The sequence below is a fragment of the Algoriphagus sp. genome, from assembly GCF_046296635.1.
Taxonomy (GTDB): Bacteria; Bacteroidota; Bacteroidia; order Cytophagales; family Cyclobacteriaceae; genus Algoriphagus.
On sequence record NZ_JBKBKZ010000006.1, the window covers coordinates 61141 to 79439 of the forward strand.

The 18299-nt window shown below is 39.8% G+C and carries 12 protein-coding genes; 6 read left to right on the forward strand and 6 right to left on the reverse strand.

What is annotated here, in order from left to right; all coding sequences use genetic code 11:
- Window positions 1–10: 10 nt before the first annotated feature.
- Complete coding sequence (locus ACK4HU_RS06335; RefSeq protein WP_409804442.1) at window positions 11–2170, reverse strand: TonB-dependent receptor; 2160 nt, start codon at window positions 2168–2170, stop codon at window positions 11–13.
- Between the two features lie 431 nt (window positions 2171–2601).
- Between ACK4HU_RS06335 and ACK4HU_RS06340 the strand changes: the two genes are divergently transcribed.
- Together ACK4HU_RS06340 and ACK4HU_RS06345 are read left to right on the forward strand one after the other, a co-directional pair.
- Window positions 2602–3015 (forward strand): GxxExxY protein, encoded by a 414-nt coding sequence (locus ACK4HU_RS06340; protein ID WP_409804445.1) that lies wholly within the window; start codon window positions 2602–2604, stop codon window positions 3013–3015.
- 224 nt (window positions 3016–3239) lie between these two features.
- Window positions 3240–5756 (forward strand): hypothetical protein, encoded by a 2517-nt coding sequence (locus ACK4HU_RS06345; RefSeq protein WP_409804448.1) that lies wholly within the window; start codon window positions 3240–3242, stop codon window positions 5754–5756.
- Between the two features lie 15 nt (window positions 5757–5771).
- Here ACK4HU_RS06345 and ACK4HU_RS06350 read toward each other — a convergent pair whose 3' ends face one another.
- Both ACK4HU_RS06350 and ACK4HU_RS06355 read right to left on the reverse strand, forming a co-directional pair.
- Window positions 5772–7748, reverse strand: coding sequence for an ATP-binding protein (locus ACK4HU_RS06350; protein ID WP_409804450.1), 1977 nt, complete (start codon window positions 7746–7748; stop codon window positions 5772–5774).
- Between the two features lie 31 nt (window positions 7749–7779).
- Window positions 7780–9486 carry a hypothetical protein gene (locus tag ACK4HU_RS06355; protein WP_409804452.1) on the reverse strand — a complete coding sequence of 569 codons (1707 nt, stop codon included), beginning with the start codon at window positions 9484–9486 and terminating at the stop codon, window positions 7780–7782.
- A gap of 300 nt (window positions 9487–9786) precedes the next feature.
- Between ACK4HU_RS06355 and ACK4HU_RS06360 the strand changes: the two genes are divergently transcribed.
- Window positions 9787–12069, forward strand: a complete 2283-nt coding sequence (locus ACK4HU_RS06360) for a S41 family peptidase (protein WP_409804454.1) — start codon at window positions 9787–9789, stop codon at window positions 12067–12069.
- A 56-nt stretch (window positions 12070–12125) separates the two neighbouring features.
- Window positions 12126–13148, forward strand: coding sequence for a glycoside hydrolase family 43 protein (locus ACK4HU_RS06365; RefSeq protein WP_409804456.1), 1023 nt, complete (start codon window positions 12126–12128; stop codon window positions 13146–13148).
- A 168-nt stretch (window positions 13149–13316) separates the two neighbouring features.
- On the opposite strand, the gene ACK4HU_RS06370 is transcribed toward ACK4HU_RS06365, so the two are convergent.
- The 3 genes from ACK4HU_RS06370 to ACK4HU_RS06380 are packed head-to-tail and all read right to left on the reverse strand — an operon-like array spanning window position 13317 to window position 15790.
- On the reverse strand, window positions 13317–14555 hold the full coding sequence (locus ACK4HU_RS06370) for a M28 family peptidase (RefSeq protein WP_409804458.1): 1239 nt from the start codon (window positions 14553–14555) through the stop codon (window positions 13317–13319).
- Between the two features lie 57 nt (window positions 14556–14612).
- A complete protein-coding gene (locus ACK4HU_RS06375) occupies window positions 14613–14897 on the reverse strand; it encodes a hypothetical protein (protein ID WP_409804460.1) in 285 nt (94 codons plus the stop codon).
- The gene (locus tag ACK4HU_RS06380; protein WP_409804463.1) at window positions 14858–15790 is read right to left on the reverse strand and encodes a DNA cytosine methyltransferase; all 933 of its coding nucleotides are present in this window, start codon (window positions 15788–15790) and stop codon (window positions 14858–14860) included. The genes ACK4HU_RS06375 and ACK4HU_RS06380 overlap by 40 nt, the downstream gene beginning before the upstream one ends.
- Window positions 15791–15877: 87 nt before the next feature.
- Between ACK4HU_RS06380 and ACK4HU_RS06385 the strand changes: the two genes are divergently transcribed.
- Complete coding sequence (locus ACK4HU_RS06385) at window positions 15878–16939, forward strand: HindVP family restriction endonuclease (RefSeq protein ID WP_409804465.1); 1062 nt, start codon at window positions 15878–15880, stop codon at window positions 16937–16939.
- A 109-nt stretch (window positions 16940–17048) separates the two neighbouring features.
- Window positions 17049–18152 (forward strand): TolB family protein, encoded by a 1104-nt coding sequence (locus tag ACK4HU_RS06390; RefSeq protein WP_409804467.1) that lies wholly within the window; start codon window positions 17049–17051, stop codon window positions 18150–18152.
- Window positions 18153–18299: the final 147 nt, after the last annotated feature.

Genomic DNA, 18299 nt, shown 5'->3' on the forward strand with positions numbered 1-18299 from the left:
ATAGTTTGTTTTAGAGATTGTTTAATTGATTTGCGTTTTTGTCTTTGGAAAGTGTTAGGAATATGCCGAGGAAAAGGAATCTTGGAGCCGGCTGTCCAATCGGAAGCGATTCGAAGCTTCCTTGCTCATTCGGCTTTTGGGCAAAGGAATAGCCGAAGATGTTTTCCGTACCGAGGACATTTGTTATTGCGGCATGAATGATCAGATTAGGTCTCGGTAAGTAACTCCAGCTGATGCTTAGGTTTTGATAAGCTGTGGTTTTGGAATTCATTTCTCCCGGAAGATTGGGATCGGTGAAGGTGTAGCCATCATTGACCGAATAGGAGGTTCCAATTTGAGATTTGAGTGATGGAACGAAATGCTTCACTACGATTGAGAAATTATGCTTTGGAGCAAAATCAGGCTGGACTCTATTCTCGAATTGATTGTAGCTTCGCTCGCTGTCTACAAAACTGTAGGTGATCCAGTAATCCGTGTTTTTGATGGTTTTCTGATCTCTAAAGAAGATATCAAACCCTTTGGCAAAACCTGAACCTTCATTTCTTAGATTTTGCGGAGCTTGGGGAAATCCTTCGAACCTGACCAGATTTTCATAGGATTTGTAGAAGGTTTCAGCTCGAAAAGTTCTTCCTTCCTTTTGGTACAAGTAATTTAAAATCAAATGCTTGGACTCAGAGTTTTGCAGATTTTGATTTAAAATCCGAAAGTTATCCACAGGCAATTGATGGAACCTTCCCGCTGCTAAAGAAAGCGTGCCGCTATCCGAAATTTTATAAGCCAAAGAAGCTCTCGGGTCCAGCCATTTCTCATCAGCCAGTTGAGAATGTCCGGCACGTATTCCACCTCGAACCACAAATCTTTTGCTCAGGTACCAATCCCATTCGGTGAAGAGGTAGGCTTCTCTTTCATCAAAAGAACGATCTAAATTTTCTTCCACTAATAGTTCAGAATAGTCATGAATGAAATATTCTACACCTGTTTTTGCCGAAATGCGATCGCTGAAATCCTTGACTGTACTGAATTTGATATGGCTGAGGTTATTTGTGCGCTCCACATCCAAATCATCCAAGTTGATGAAGTCTTTGTTGTGAGAAAAAGAAACTCCACCAAACAAAGTCCAGCCATTTTCATACGCCTTTCTCCAATTGGTCTGAGCATAAGAGTAATTGTTAGTCAAATCGATTAGGATTCCCTTTCCTTTTACACCAGGTTGGGGCTGCCAGAGTTTCATGCCGCCTGTTTCGGTGCGAGCCAGGACCTTGATCAATCCACCTTTGTTCAGCTTTTGCTGTGCAGCTACCTCCAAGTCCAGTCCGTATGGCGCTCTTTCCCAGTCAAAGTCCTGCTTGATGATATTTTGGTAGGGCTTCAAGTCAAATATGTTTCCACTGACACTGATGCTTCGTTGATCATTTGCCAAAGTGTGTGCATAACCTCCACCGACTGACATGATAGACAAGTCCCCTTGGCTTCGGATCGCAAGGTCTTTGGTGTTTAGTGCCAAAGCTGAGGAAAGTGCTTGGCCAAATTCGGCCGAGTAGCCTCCTGTGGAAAAGAAAGTTCCTTTGAAAAGGTTTGGATTGAATCTGGTGCGAGTTGGGACATTTCCGGCAGTAGTTCCATAGGCATTTCCCACTCGCATGCCGTCGATATAGATTCCGACTTCGCTGGCATCACCACCCCGGACGAACAGGCGACCGTCATTTCCTACTGTGCTCGTGCCGGGTAAGGTCTGAAATGCGCCGACGATATCTCCCATTGCTGATGGAGTGGTGACAATATCCAATGGACGAAGAATCACCGATTTTTTCTCATCTGAAGCTTCCATTGCTCCAGCTGAAATGGTGACGGTATTCATTTCATTGAACTCCTCAATCAAGTTGATTGGAGCAATTTCAAGCTTTGATCCAGAAAGTACGATGGGTAATTCCCGAGTTTTGAACCCCATCATGCTAACCACAAGCAATTGATCACCCGATTCGGTGGACTCTATTTCAAATTCACCGGTGATGGCACTGCTTGCTCCGTCAAAACTCCCTTTGATATACACATTGACGCCTGGCAGAGCTTTTCCTTTTTCGTCAAGGATTTTTCCAGAAATCTTGGTTTGGCCAAAAGTGAATGTTTGGCAGAGGAAAAAGTAAGATAAAAGAAGAAGTCGTGAGTTCATTTCGATTCAGATATGAACCAAAAGTGGGGATGATATTCAGGTCGAAAAATTGAAGTTGACTGAAGTGTCGTAAACTGCGACTGAAGTGTCAGTTTTTTTACCATTGAGGATATTGAGGGCATTAAGTTTTTGGAATCTTACCTGAACCCTTAAATTCTGTAGAGAATATCCTTAAAACGGGGAGAGATAGGTTTGATTTCTAGTTCTTAATTTTTTAAATACTCTTAATGGTTAAAAAATAAAAGAAGGTTAAACCATTGAGGATATTGAGGGCATTAAGTTTTTGGAATCTTACCTGAACCCTTAAATTCTGTAGAGAATATCCTTAAAACGGGGAGAGATAGGTTTGATTTCTAGTTCTTAATTTTCTTAACTCTCTTAATGGTTTAAAAAAAACAGTTCTTAAATTAATTTCAATTTTTTTTTTAGATATGAATTATTTATCAAAAGCATCTGTGACAAAACTTTCTTATGAGATTACTGGCTGCGCCATAACAGTTCATAAGGCGCTAGGACCTGGTCTGCTGGAAAGTATTTATGAGAAATGTCTTTGCTTTGAATTGGAAAAAAATGGATTTGAGGTCCAACAGCAATTTCCGATCACCATAAATTATGAAGGAAATTTAATTGATTCTGAGCTTAAATTAGATCTCCTTGTTGAGGACACAATCATTGTCGAGCTCAAGACAGTAAAGGAGTTATTGCCAGTCCATTCAGCACAGTTGTTGAGCTACATGAAATTGCTTAAAAAGCCACAAGGCCTCTTGTTCAATTTTTATTCAGATAATATCACCAAATGCATGAAACCTTTTATCAACGAGTACTTTGAAAGATTGCCATCATAAAGATTAGTTCGAGCTTTCGCTCTAATTCCTGTTCTAGTCTGATATTGAGCATTTTGAACTTCTTTTTTCAATGTAATACAATTGTACTTCAAGATTATTTCTAAAAGAAAAAAATTCAGTTTTTAAGAACGGAATCCCTAAATCTTCAGATTTATCCATAAATTCAGAAATGAAATTGGAGTTTCTCCAAAGTTCCTATTGTCTTTTACTCTTTCTACTTTGAAATGAAATTTTTTTTTAAGGCTTTCTTTTTTCTTCCAATCCTTTCTGTTTCATGGATTGGAGTTTTTGCACAGGAAAATCCTCCAATCGCAAAAAATGATTCGATTATTCTGGCACAGGCTTACATCAACCTAACGCTGACCAAGGAATATTTTGAGGGACTGAGTGAAGAGCGTATTTCAAAAATTCTTCAATTTGAGACAAACGAATTAGCCTCAATCGAGGACAAATCATTTCTCAAAGACAACGCGGCACTCTATAATTTTTCTTATGCCTTGCTTTATTACAATCAGGCAAAATTTCAATTTCGAACAATATCCAAAATAGAGCGGGAGGAACTAATCGAGTGGAAAAACTCGCTTGAAAAGGCAATGATTCATTTTAATCTCTCTGAATCAAAAGCTTATTGGGATCAGCCAAACGAATTTTTTGAGTTGATTAAATTTGAAGAGGAATCTTTTGCCAAACTTCATAAGGAGCTTTTTGATCTGAAAAGTTTATTTACTCCCTATTTTAATGAGAACATATACCCCGAATTCAAGCGGATATTCTTAAAGGCAAAAAACTTGGACAAGTATGAAATTGACTCGCTAGCCTACTTGGCTGCTATTTTCAATATCGAGTACAAAAACTCCATAGCCAATATGGAATACGATGTTGATAACTATAACTACGGACCAAATATCTTGACTCTCAAGTCAGAATATGACTACACCGAACGGGATTATGATTACAACCCCATTTCCAAACCCATCGAAACCGCCTTTCTCCTGGATCAAAAATTAGATCTGATCTCCAGGTTTGTCCAATTGAAATACTTGGCATCGGAAAGTTATTCGGACTCGCTTTCTTGGTTTGAGAGCTACAGACTGTATAATGATTTTTTCCTTTTCAAGGATGATAGTCAGGATAAACTCTTCATCAATAAAATCACCAAAGAGCTCGATTCATTCCTAAAAACTGAGTTGGACCAAAAAGAATTGGACAATTTGCATCAAGCATTCAGGCATAAATTTTCTTATTCTCCTTATTCCACAGCTCAGGCTTTTATCAATCTGTCTTTGGTTCAGTCCAATTTTGATGCACTGAGTACAAGTCAAATTACTTCGATACTTGCTTCTCATGAAAGTGAATTGAATGAAGTGAAAGATGAACTATTCATAGCTCAGAATTCAGCACTTTACAATTTTACCTATTCTCTTCTTTATGAAAATACCGCAAGGCTACTCTTCCGATCCAGACAAAATATATCCAGAAAAATCCTTGTGGAATGGAAAGAAACTTTGGAACAGGGAATAGAATATTTTAATGTATCCCAAGATAAAAGAGAAGAAACGAATGATCAAAAGCTGTTTCATCAGCTGATTAAATTTCAGGAGGAAGATGTTAAATCACTGTCCAAAAAAATCAATGGTTTAAAAGACCAAGTTACTCCCTTTTTCAACGAAGATATTTACCCTGATTTTCAGCGGATTTACTACAAAGCCAAAAATACAGGCGAATATGATTTTGATGGTTTAAAGGGTTTTGCTGGAATTTTTAATCTGGGAATAGACTTCACTATTTTGGAAAACAAGAGGGGTTTCTACAAATATTTTTCCGGAATAGGGAAAGAATATCAACTTCAAAACAAACTGGACTTGGTTTCTAAGTACTTACAGTTTAAATTTTTAGCATCGGAAAAAATTATAATTCCAAGGGGATTTGATGTGGACTTATTGTATTCAACCTACAATGAATTTCTGAACAAGCTCGACCTAGAAGAGGATGAGTTTATTATGAGAGAATTGACTCCTGAAGCAATTGAGAGTCTGTTTGAAGAATTGCAGAAAAAATTTCCATATAGTTTTGAAAGAGAGCCACCCGAAGGTATTTATGGAATACCAAGAGATCAGGATGGAGATGGAGTTGTTGATTTCTTAGATACAGAGCAGTTATTTTTCTTCCCTGAACTAGCTCCGAAAGCATCAGCAAGCTTTATCAAAAGAAATTTTAAACCGGAACTGAAGACCCTTGGCAGCGTGAATGAATTTCTAAGAAGAGAGTTCATTTCTGCGGGATATAAGGATCAACTAAATTATTACTATGCTTCCGATGGGTTTGCAATCACTACCAGTTTGGAGCGGTTTAACTTGAATGGCTCCGCAGTTCCAAGCGATAGCCGATTTGTAAAAAGCCTTACCGAGGTTAGAAAATTCTCCTATTATGAGATTTTCAAATCCATGTTTTTTGACTTGGAGTACAATTATCGAATGTTTGCGATGGTCATCGCATCCAATGCGACGAAGGAAAGTAAAGATGGGATGACTCCGGGATTTGCCACGCAAATCATCGCAAACAGCTATGATGCCTTACCGGAGGTCTTGACCAACAGGGAACTTCCAAATAAGACACTTTCCGTTTTTGTCTATCATTTCCGTCTGAATGTGAATAACGGTACCGTAGAACTTGATCTCACCCGTAAAATCACCGCTCAGGACTACCTAAAAAATGCAGGATTGCTCCGAATCATTCAGTAATTCAGGAGGATAAGTTTAATCCGTCAGCGGATTATTTTTAAAATATTCCTCAAAGGAAAAGTCCTGCCGCAGTGTATCACCACTAACTAGAATAATGTCGATTTTCATCATGGGACAATAACTGAATCCCAAATAACCAATGGAAAAAGAGGAGCTAGGGTCTCGGGAAATTCTCTTTTGATCTATAAATCCACGGCAGAAATTGTATTGGACTTCCTTGATTTCGTCCTTTCGAAAAGAAGGCATGTCCAGCCACATGGTATAGTTTCGGTTGTTGCCTCCGCCTGCATTGGAAGGGCTGACGGAGGCTCTGATTTCGATCAAACTATTCAAAGGAGCTGTTCTTTCGACATAAATAATTGACTTAATCTGTTCGGGAGTAAGATTTGAATACTTCGGACCTCTTCCTCGCACCACTAAGCTTAATAATTCCTCTGAATATGCTTGGGCTTCTTCAGCTTTTTGTTTTTCCCGTTTGGCCTCTTGGGCACTTTCTTGAGCCTTGATAGCCAAGAAAACAAACAGCCCTGCAATCACCACAAAGACACCTACAGCGATTTTCAAAAGCTTTGACTTTTTGCTTTTGATCAAGTCATCGTATTTCTGCTTCGCTTCTTTTTGCTTTTCTTGCCTGAGGTTCTCCTTACTTTTTGCAATCCAATTTCGCTCCTCCTCACTTAGCTGCACCTTACTTAGAAATGGCTCGACATAGTTCAGTTGCTTTTCGGTAAAATAAGCCCGAGCTTCTTCTTTTATTCCAATCTGACTTTTGATCAGTCGCTTGATCTCAAGCAAGGTGGTTTCTTCCACACTTCTCTTTTCTGCGATAGGTTTGGCAAGAGAATCATGTGAAATCTCATAGGTATCCATGTTTTCATTGTAGCGGAGCAATCGACTATTCGAAAACGCCTCTACCATTTCATTGATCATTTGTTGATCCAGATCGGGCAATCGCTCAAATAATTCCTTTTTGGTGATCGGCTCTTTGGTGCCTTCCAAGGTGGCGAAGGGAGAGATGATTTTCCAGGTGAGTTCAGGGCTTAGTTGGGGATATTTTATTTTCAATTCCTCGGAAATTTCAGCCACCTGCTCTTCGAGAAAATTGCTCAGGATGTCTCCAATCTCACCCATTTCGTTCACTTTTTCCAAAGTAAATTCCGCAGGCTTTTCCCGCTTTTTATCCCCTGTGATAGTTAGGTAAAGCTTATCCAAGAAAACCTGTAAAAACGGAAGCTGTATCGTGAGTGATTTTTTGTCTCCCTTGATTTTGTGAAAAATGCCTTCAGCTACCGCATCTTCTTCTCCATTTTTTATGGAAATATTGGAGCCTTCGTAAGTTGCAGCACCGATGATAACCTGTTTCACCTTTTCGAGATTCATAGGCTCTACTCGCAGCTTTTTTTGAAGCAACTGTGGTATGGCTCGCTCAAACTCAAACAGGTACCCGAGATACTCTTCCCGGATCGAAAAAATCAATTTGACAGGCTGACCCGATTGAAGAATTCCTTTCACCGTTTCAATAAAGTGCTGCTGCTCGGTGAGGGAACCCAGAATAAACAACTCCTCAAACTGATCAAAAATCAAATAAATGGGCCGAAATGATTTTAGGTAAACAGCACGGATGGATTTACTGATGGGGGTTAATTCCTGTCCGTATTTTTCACTATCATCACCCCATACATCCATCCATTTTTTATCATCAAACCCGGCCTCAATCTTTCCTCCTGCTTTCTCCAAGGCGGAGACCAGCGAATCATTGATATTAGCACCTCTCCGAACCATCAATTCCAGCCAATCATGAGGCTGAAACTTGCCCGCTAGTCCGCAATTGATCAAACTTGTCTTTCCGGTACCGGAAGCTCCATAGACCAGTACCACAGAAGACTGGAAAACCATCTCGTACAAGGCTTTGATTTCCTCATCTCTTCCAAAAAACACACTTCCATCTTCTCGTGCGTAGGAGTCCAGAAATTTGAAAGGATATTTTTGCATGGGAATCAATGATTAAAATCTTGAGAATGGCTTAAAATGAGTCTTCTTGAATCTCTTCTTCGATTCCGGTCAGGGTCTTTTTTGCTTCAAAAAACAGGTTGTAAACCTTATCGAAATTCATGTCTTTTCGGTTTTCCTTTTTTGCCAACCAGCCATTGAGTGCATTGAGGTTGGATTCATCCGGTTTTGGATTGCTGGATTTTGTGATGGTTTCCTTCGTGTTATCCTCGATAAAACTGAAGTTTAAACTCTGATCCTCATAGGTATTGCAATGGGAATAAAAGCAGATTTTTGACCCTCCTGACAAAGCCAATCCATTAAAATCCAAGACAAAAGGGTCCAGATTGATATTCTGCTTATAGTTGTCTTTGAAGATAATCACAGCATGCGAAATCAGGGGTTTAGACTCCTTTCGAACACTATTTTGGCTTATCGTATTGGATTGGATTTCGCCTCCAAGTAGCGTGTAATTATGCAGATACAAGCCTTCCAAATCATTCCGCTGCTGATTATAATCAATCTCATTGATGGAAATCATTCGGTATTCTGCCAGGAAAGCCAGATTTTCCAAAACAATGCTGATGTTTTCTTCAGCCTTCAAGCAGTCGCTCACTTCAAAGACCCCACTTTTCAAAATCCGCGATAGCTCATTCAGTTCCTTGCATGCAGTGTGAAGCTGTGTTCCTTCCTTGATTTTGGGCAGTAGTTCCATCGATTCCGAAATCAGGAAACTCAACTTGTTGGACGCGAACACTTCCAACAGGTTTGTCAATAATGCTACAAATCCGAGGATGTCCTCCTCTGCAGCATTTCTGAAAAACTTGATCAAGCTATCCGATTGGGCTTTGGAGAAATCCACTTTACCAGCTATCCGATGATCCCATAAGGTTGATATGAGTGCAAAGCAAATTAACTGTAATCCCCTTTTTGCTGTGATTTGGCAGTTTTCGAGGTATCTTTTCACCTTACTCACAGAGTAATCTTCTTCTCCGATTGATATCAATTTTCTGATTTGTCGGCCAATTACCCCTACGTATCCGCTGATGATTATTTGCTTCGCCGTCCTTACCAATTCAACGTTTTCTGCCCAGTCGCCATTGATGGAAAGGAAGTCCTTTGCTTTCCTGTTGTGAGGACTGATGGCCTCCAGTACTTTTGCCGTCAGTAAGTCGTTGAAGGTGTTTTTTGTGGGTTTTGGATCAGTTGATTTCGTGGGCTCTGTGACTTTTCCAACCCTAATTGATTCAGATTCTGCCTCAAATTCAGGTAAAATTCTGTCCAGCTGACTGCGGTATTTATTGATCAGATTGTCAATATTGGTGTATTCCGTATAAAAATGGCCTAAGTCTCCAATCTTCTTCTTAAAAGCCAAAAGCGTCATAATCTGATCCGTTATCGAGCCGGTATCGATTTGTGAGTTTTTAAAATACGTCCAGATGTAGGGTTTGCCCTGATCTTTGAAGATCTCATAGGCGGTGTCAAATTCTTCGGCAGTGTACTTTCCGACTTTGGTGAAAAAGAGGCATAAGACGATGTCGCAACTCCTGATTGCATTGTTGTACTCGCTCTGAAGTCGGGTGTCGGAGATGGCATCGAGAAAATATTCCCATTGTACCAACTTAAGGTAAATTCCTTTGGAATGCAGCCGGTCATTTTCTGTACTTATAAAAAGTCTAAATTGATCTCGATCCTCTTTTAGCTCCGAAGATGATGCTAGAAAAATCCGGATTGTTCGCATGATGAAAATAATTTATAACAGTAGCCTCTAAATTATTTTACCCTGAGGCTTTCTTTTCAATTAGTCTAAAGTACAGAATAATTCCAAAATATTATTTTGAAATTATTACCTATACTGCTTTGATCAACTTCCAATAATGAAAAATGTTAATTTTGGGTGGCAGTTTTGGCGATTGGTTAGAATACTGCTTTAAATTAAAGCTGAAGTGATAGGTTAATAGTTCCTAAAATTAGACGTAGACTTTTCTGGTTATTGGAGCGATTTTGTAACTAGTTATATGAAAAATATTTTTTAAATCCGATGAAAAAATTAAAGCCTATATGTCTCCAAATCAAATTTTTCTGTTTAGCGTTTGGCGTATCATTTTTAGTTTCCGGTGGACTTTTTGGTCAAACCGAACGGGAAATCACGAATCTCAAAGCCTTCGGAAAAGCGTATGGATATGTCAAGTATTTTCACCCTAGTGCAGAAGGAGACGAAATGGATTGGGGTTGGTTTTCAGCCTATGGAGCACAACAGGTTCTTGATTGCAATTCTGATGAAGAGTTGATCAATACGCTTAATTACATTTTTGAATACCTCGCTCCATCAGTTGTTTTTTCCTCTGAAGCTCAACCTGAAATTAAGCTTACTGGCTTACTAACTCCAAAGGATCAAAAGGGCTATTCTCCGGTCTATTGGCAACATTATGGAGTTGGGAAGGACATGACCAACCCAAGTAATCTGTATAAAAGTGTCAGAGTAAATGCATCCCAAAAGATTGAACGCACAGAGGACTTTGGAGGAATCGTCACGCAAATTGATGCTCAGCCGTATTTGGGAAGAAGGATCAAAATCAGCTCCAAAGCTAAATTGGCCACTGAGCGTGGAGGCACTGGACATATTTGGCTGAGAGTCGATAAGGAAGATAAGTCCATGGGATTCTTTAACAACATGGATGATAGTCCGATCCGGAGTTCAGATTGGAAAGCCTATTCCTTTGAAGGAAAAGTAGACCCCGCGGCATCAACAATCAGCTTTGGTGGTTTTTTGAAAGGTGAAGGTGCATTCTTTATAGATGAGCTCGAACTGTTTTATGAGGAAAATGGGGCATGGATTCCGATTGCTGTAACAAATGGTTCATTTGAGGACACTAGTCTGAAGGGAACCAGCTGGTCTTTTATAGGAGGTGGTGTGGACATAGCAACAAATTCTAAAGAAAAAACACAGGGACTTAGATCTTTGGAAATCCGCACCAAAGAGCCGGAGTACAGGATTTCCAAGCCAATTTTTGACAAATCTCCTGAGAGGAACAAATTCTGGAATAGGGAAATTTCCCCTAATATCTGGATAAATATGTCGCTGTTGCTGTATTCAAAAGAAAATAACACCTATCCAAAAAGTACTATTCCCATCAGTGAATTCATCAATATAAATCGAAAAAACACTCCAAATACTCCCGATTCTGTGGAATTCAGGATCGGCAATCTAATCAATGCATGGAATGTATTTCAGCATTTCTACCCCTACTTTGATGTCGTAGAGGTGGATTGGGAAATGGTGCTGGAAGAAAGCCTGATCGCAACATTTAGTTCTGACCGATCCCTCCATCATGATGAATTGAAAGTGCTCACTGCTAAACTCAAAGACAACCATGTCAATGTCTACAGTGCCCAAACCTCCTTTTTTGCTCCTCCAATCAGATGGGAATGGATCGAAAACCAGCTGATTATCACGGAAGTTTTTGAAGAAAATGCAGGGATTAAAATAGGTGATCAAGTAGAAGAGATAGATGGTGAATTACCTGATCTTTACTTTGAAAAAATAGAATCAGGCATCTCTGCTGCCAGTGAAGGTTGGAAGAATTATAGAGCAGCAATTGAAAGCTTGATGGGGCCGGAAAACTCAAAAATCAGAATTAAAGTGAACGGTAAAATTCAGGAATTGACCCGAGATTCAAACTTTTATCAAAAAGATTCTGAGCGCTCTGTTTCGTCTCCGAAATTCAGGTTTTTTGGCGAGAATAATGAGATTGTATACCTCAATCTAGATCTGATTCCAATGGATACCATCAATTCCTTGATGGCCCAATTGGAAAGGAGCAAAGCCATCATTGCAGACCTTCGTGGCTATCCAAATAGTAATCATCAGTTTATTCAACACCTTTTAGACAAGCCCGATAAAGATAAATGGATGCAAGTAGATCAGCGGATCTATCCTGATCGGGAGAATCCAGCTGGGTTTACTTTTCAAGGTTGGAATCTAAGCCCCAAAAAGCCGTATTTGGGAGGGAGAAAGATCATTTTTATCACCGATGGTAGTGCTGTCAGCTATGCTAAAAGTTATATGGGTTTTATAGAAGGATATGAACTAGCTACCATTGTAGGTCAGCCTACTTCCGGCACAAATGGGAACATAAATCAATTTATATTACCCGGAAACTATTCGATTTCTTTTACTGGAATGAGAGTGCTCAAGCATGATGGTTCCAAATTCCATGGAGTGGGAATTATTCCGAATGTTTTGGTAGAAAAAACAATTGAAGGAGTCAAAGCGGGGAAAGATGAGTTTTTAGAAGAGGCCCTAAAGTTGGCCAATCAGTAAGAGTTTTTCATTTCTGTGGGATATGGTTAATTTGTTCCAAATCTGAAACCTATAAGATGAACCTTAAAAACCTCATTCCATTCATTGCTATAACCCTTGCCTGCTCCTCTCCAAAAACAGAAACACAAGTAGAACCCAAACTCTCAGGAAACCCGATTTTCGAAGGTTGGTATGCCGATCCGGAAGGAATTGTGTTTGGGAATGAATACTGGATCTATCCAACCTATTCTGCTGCTTTCACCGATCAGCTACACTTGGATGCTTTTTTGTCGAAGGACTTGGTGACTTGGGAAAAGCACGAGCGAATCCTTGATACTGTGGCAATCAAATGGGCGAGACAAGCGATTTGGGCTCCTGCTGCGATCGAAAAGGATGGGAAATTTTACCTATTCTTTGCGGCCAATGACCCGCTTACTCCGGAGAGACCGGGCTACGATCCCAACAATGATATCAATCACTTCGGAGGAATCGGTGTGGCTGTGGCAGATTCACCTGCCGGACCATTCCAGGATTTGCTTGGAAAACCACTTCTTTCCGACTTTCATCATGGTGCTCAGCCAATAGATCAGTTTGTCTTTAAGGACACCGATGGCACCCATTACTTTTTCTACGGAGGATGGAGTCATTGCAATATCGGCAAGCTTAACGCAGATTTCACCGGTTTTGAACCTTGGGATGACGGAGCGCTTTTTCATGAAATCACTCCCGAAGGCTATGTGGAAGGTCCTTTTATGTTTCTCCGAAATGGAACCTATTACCTGATGTGGTCTGAAGGTGGCTGGACCAATGATACCTACAAAGTAGCCTATGCTATGGCGGAAAAAGCAACCGGACCCTATCGACGGATCGGTACTATTCTCGAATCAGATACTACCGTTGCGACTGGAGCAGGTCATAACTCGGTCATTCAAAAGCCGGGAACTGACGAATGGTATATGGTGTATCATCGCAGACCGATTCCCAATGAAGGAAGAGATCACCGGGTGACCTGCATCGATGTAATGGAGTTCAACGAAGACGGGACGATCAAGCCGATCAAAATGACTTTTGAAGGGGTGGAGGCGAATCCGATTGAATAAAAAAATGAGGCTGTCTCAAAATGCTTCTTGGTGTCAGCCTGACCCTTCGACTGCGCTCAGGGTGACAGGAGTCGAAGGCCATTTCTGTAATTAGGCCAACATTTCGACTTTGCTCAATGTAACAAACACTACTTATGAGACAGGTTCCTTTTTCAAAGGATTACTATATTAAAACTTCACCACCGTCTCTACTTGCTGTCCACTTCTTTCGATTATCACTTTAGTCTCGTCACCTTTTTGAAATGCACTCAGTGCACGCATGTAGCTCATCATGTCATAGACCGTGGAATCTCCTAGCTGCACCACAATATCACCTTTCAGCAAACCGGCGACTTGCGCGGGTTTTCCTTCAGAAACTCCGTCTACTCGCATTCCTTTTCCATCATACATGTAATCTGGAACTACACCCATCGAAACCGTAAATCGTGGCGAATCGCTGGAGTCTTTGGTTTTGGTGAAAGCCAATTTTGGCTCAGAATCGAGTTGTTTTATGACTCTGGAGATGTAACGGACTACTTTCACCAATCCTTCATAGTTGATCTTGTCCGAATCATCGCTTGGCTTGTGGTAATCCTCGTGCTGCCCAGTGAAAAAGTGCAAAACAGGCAAATCCTGAAGGTAAAATGAAGTGTGATCTGATGGACCTACGCCCGATTCGGTGGTGACAATTTTCAAGCTATCAGAATTAATCGGATCCAAAATAGAAAGGAAACTTGGGCTGGTTCCTACGCCATACACGGCAAGGGACTTTTCCTCATTTAATCTGCCCACCATATCCATATTGATCATATAATTCACGCTGCCAAGGTCAATTGTTGGATTTTTGACAAAATAATTCGAACCCCAAAGCCCGTTTTCTTCTCCTGAGAAAGCGATGAAAAGCACATTGCTGCTTAATTCTTCATGCTTGAGAATTTCTGTCAAAGCCAACAAAGCTGCTGTCCCGGAAGCATTGTCGTCTGCACCATTATGAATCGCCGAATCGCCTCGGTGGAGTGAACCCGAACCGCCCATTCCTAAGTGGTCAAAATGTGCCCCAATCACGATAGTTTTATCAGATTTTTTGTCCAGAAATCCCACCACATTTCGGCCGGTAATTCCTTCTCCGTCGGTTCCGATTACTGCTTCTTCATGTGGGTTTGATGGTTTTGAAACTGTAAAGGGCTGGAAAAATCCTTCAGTGCCTTTTGGCTGAAGTCCCGCTTTTTTAAATGCTTTAGCAAGGTAGTCAGCGGCCTTTTCTTCACCTTCGGTCCCAATAGCTCTACCTCCCAAATCATCCGCGGCGAGGAAAGTCACATCCTCATTAAGATTTGAGAGGAGTTTTTCATCGTTTGGAGGTCCATCACATGAAAAAAGGAAAATTGATAAAATAGAAATTAAATAGAGGGAAAAACGATATTTCATTTTATGAGATTGGGAGAAATTATATATTATCTTATAAGGCAACCTTAAGACTAGGTTTTATATTCCCTCCTCGTTTTGCCTTTCTTCTAAGTATTCTTTGTAAAGTCTTACAGCCCTTTTTAAGTGAGATTTCGTACTTGAAGTAAGCTCTTGAAATTTTTCTGATTTTGAAAGGCCATAAGTTATTTCAGGTTCCCTTAGTGTCATATCCTCAACATCAATAATTTCGTCTGCTCTTAAAAGGTGTGATTTCACGTCAATTGAACTTCGTCTCTTAAGATTTTTTGCAGCTTGCAGCCACTCTACAAATTTAGAATCAATTGTTCTTTTTCTTCTGGGCATTTTTCAGACAAATGATAGTTCATCACCGCTTTTGCAACGTATTCTGCGAGTTTAACAGGAACTGCATTACCAATAAGTTGCTCATTTATAGTTTTGGATTCTGAAGGAAAAATAAAGCTTTTTGGGAAGGTTTGAACAAGTGCTCTTTCTAATGTTGAAAGTTCTCTTACTCCAGCTGCTATCACAGGATCATTTGGGTGGCCTGGATATCCTGCAGGTACAGGTCTATTGACACCTCGAATTGTCGGTGACGGTTCATCTATCGAAAAAATACCTCTCCTGTTGTAATTTCTTGGATGTCTATAATAGTATTCGATTTCAAAATTTCCGTTAAAAAAACTTCTTATGGTCATTGGAACTTTTGATAAATTTTTCTCTAATGAATGATTTAAAAATCCGTCATTAGCATTGATTAGACCAATTGAAAAAAATCTTTTTCTTTTCTGAGGTGCTCCACAGAGACTAGCGTCTAATACAATTTCTGTTACTCCATATCCTGCTTTTTTGAAAATCTTTCGAGCATTTGTGTAGGCCGAACTTTTCCGTGATCGATCCACATTCTCCATCACGTACCATTTTGGCTTTACCCTTGAAATGATTTCGGCATATGCAATAGTTAGATCTGCGTTATTTCCTTCGCGTCTATTTCCTGCTTGTGAAAAATCTTGACAAGGAGGACCTCCAAAAATTATATCTGGATTTAAGCAGGATATTTCGTCTGCGAAAAACTCGAATTTGCTGAGGTCTGCCTTTTTTATTGGATGCTGAAAATTTTTCTCATAACATTTAATGGCTTCATCCCAAAATTCATACGCCCTATCTATTTTTACCCCGGCCATTTGAAATCCTAATGCCATACCTCCACAGCCGGAAAAAAGATCAATACCTAACATTTTATTGTCGTTTATGGGATTTTTAATTTAATTACCAAACATATAAACAATTAAATTGACGTCAAAATTTTGACGTCTTCAAATTTTATGACAAAAAGTACACCCGGCTTGTATGGAATCCACAAATCCAATCGCTCTGGAATTGATCTTTGGGGCAAAAATCAATTCAACAGTACTTTTCCAGCATCTCTAGCCTGCTATATGAGAGACAAAAAGATAAAGGCAGTATATTTATCATTAAACTCAAATTTACAAGTAGAAGCTTCGGAAATCAGTATTGATGAAATATTTAATACTAAAGTAGAAAATCAAAAATTGTCTTTTGATTTTGAAACCCGATTCGAACCTTATCAAAGGTTTGCTTTTGATGATATTAAAGGAATAGATCTGGTAATCAGTGATGAATTCAGACAACTGCGTGCATTAGAGGTCAAATTGACTGTACTTCCGGATAGTAGTACATGTAATCAAAATGAAAAGAATTGGGGTTCTGAAATAGTAATTCGACCTGCCACAACATCATACTCAGCTTTAGGAATAGCGGATTCTTGCGAGGAGAATTTTGGACGAATTCGGGAAATTTTTGAGCCAGTGTGCGCTGCAATCCAACATTGGGATAGTAGGATTGAAATCGATTCAAAAAGAAAAGAAATTATAACGGGTCTAGATACTTTTCAGTCTGAATACAGGCATGTTCAAAAACCATTTCTTATTCAACCTATTTGGAAAACTAAGGGAAAATCGCCCATTTTGGATGAAAATGCATTTGATTTGTTTGTGTGGTCTGATTTTGCAATCTGTAGACCTTTTCTTGACAGATCACTTGGAGGTGAAGGATATGTCAATAGGTATTTGCGAAGTTCCGCAAGACTAATTAGAATCCTTTACGAGATTTCAACTTCACGAAAAACCAATATTCAAAGGATTTATACAGAAATGGCATTTGGACTACAAAGTGATAAAGAGTTCGCCTTAAGCGGAAAGGTAACAAGATATTACATGGATCATGAAAGGAGGACCAAACCAATTTTGAAGCCTGACATTTTAAAGGATATTATTTTAAACGGCGGAGAAAAAATGCTTAGTCCTGAGAGAAGGTTTGATCAAACAATTTATTACACCGCAGAAAGTCTTTTTGGAGAACTTTGAATTATAAGAAATAAAAATAAACAGAAGTTTTTCAAAAGCTATTTGAGAACGTTTTTGATAATTATTTTAAAGTTTCAAACCTAAATTCTTTCAAATTTCACCGTTTAAAATGAGAAAACTCCTTGTTCCAATTTTGATTGCATCTTTTGCTTGCAATCCGAAAACTGAAACCGTTCAAACTCCTGAACTCCATTCTTCTTCAGATTCCTTGCTTCTCCATCCCGAGGAAATGAAATACCTCAAAAATGTCAAACAATTGACTTTTGGTGGTAATAATGCTGAGGCTTATTGGTCATTTGACGACTCTATGCTCGTGTTTCAATCTGACTATGCAGATTGGGGAAATGAGTGCGACCAGATGTTTTACCTTAATTGGAGAGAAGATGATCTTGCTCTTTCTCAACCAAAGCGAATAAGTACCGGTCTTGGACGGACTACTTGCTCCTATTTCTTACCCGGAGATAAAACTTTTGTCTATGCCTCAACTCATTTGGTAGATCCAGCCTGTCCACCGGTCCCCGAAAGAAGAGCAGATGGAAAATATGTGTGGCCGATCTATGAAAGCTTTGACATCTTCACAGCAGACTTAGAAGGTAAAATACTTTCCCAATTAACCACTGAACCTGGCTACGATGCCGAGGCGACCGTTTCTCCAAAAGGCGATAAAATCGTTTTCACTTCCATGAGAACAGGCGATTTGGAACTTTATACCATGAATATTGATGGAAGTGATGTAAAGCAAATCACATCAGATCTTGGCTACGACGGTGGAGCATTTTTCTCACCTGATGGTAGTAAAATCGTCTGGAGAGCTTCCCGTCCTCAGACCGAAGAAGAAATATCCGAATACAAAGACCTGCTGAAGCAAGGTCTGGTGAAGCCAACCGATATGGAATTATACGTGGCCAATGCAGATGGCACCGATGTCAGGAAAATCACAAGTTTGGGCAAAGCGAATTGGGCACCTTTCTTTCATCCCTCTGGAGAGAAACTCATTTTTGCCTCCAATCATTTGACTGAACGAGGTTACCCTTTCAATCTTTTCATGATAAACTTGGATGGAACAGGTTTGACAAGAATCACCCATGACGGCACCTTTGATGCATTTCCTGTTTTCTCAAATGATGGGAAATACCTGGTTTTCTCATCCAATCGAAATAATGGAGGAACTCGGGATACTAATCTTTTTGTGGCAGAGTGGATTGGAGATTAAGCCTAAAGAATTAAATAAACACTATGATAAAAGTTTCACCTCGACTTCGCTCGGTGTCCGTTAGTTTTTTTGGCGGAGGGGAGGAATATGCGGCTGCACCGCATAATCCTCCCCTCCCTTTAATAAACTGAAATCCGGTGGCCGAGC